The 617-nt window shown below is 45.5% G+C and carries 1 protein-coding gene; it reads right to left on the bottom strand.

All coding sequences use genetic code 11. The annotated features are described in order from the left end of the window. The coding region (locus A3735_RS28160) for a serine aminopeptidase domain-containing protein (protein WP_197486117.1) at positions 1-617 on the bottom strand (617 nt) is incomplete at both ends.

Raw genomic sequence — 617 nt, 5'->3', positions numbered from 1 at the left:
ATGCCAGTTTTGAGTAAGTACTTGTTTTTGCAGAGTGTCTAATTTACCAAGATAGTCGGAGCCATTGAGAATCGGGTCCCAAAGGACTAGCTCATTAAACTGGCACTTTGTATTGGCTAATGTAGCAATTGAGGCGCCTAAACGTGAGGCGACACAGACCACCTGCTCAACGCCTGCTCGGGCTTTTAGCTCCTCATATGCTTTGATAAGGTCTTGTTGCCATTCTTCGATACTTTGAGTAGAAAACTCACCAGTGGAGTCACCCACGCCGTGGTAGTCAAAACGCATGCAATAAAAGCCTTGTTTAGCGAGGCTAGTGGCAAGTAGCTGGGTCATTCGATAGTTGCGAAAATACTCATGTCCGATCGGAGAGCTGAATAATATTGCTTTGCTACGATAAGCGCCCGCACCAGGCTCATGTATTACGCCGTAAAGAGGTAATTTACTATCACCGAAGAATACTGGGTGGATTGTTTGCGTTGCGGGAGAATGTAGCTCTGTTTTATTGGTTTCGTCAGAAAGACCTTTAGCCGCTGAGCTTTCTGTAGCGGCTGTTTTTGTGGTCTGATCTATTAGCTCAGCTAGTTGATGTAAGCTTTCCAGTAGTAAGTCTCGAG

It is taken from the genome of Oleiphilus sp. HI0061 (assembly GCF_001635675.1).
The sequence above is the reverse complement of the archived record's forward strand: the minus strand, read 5'-3'. Positions and strand labels throughout refer to the sequence as shown.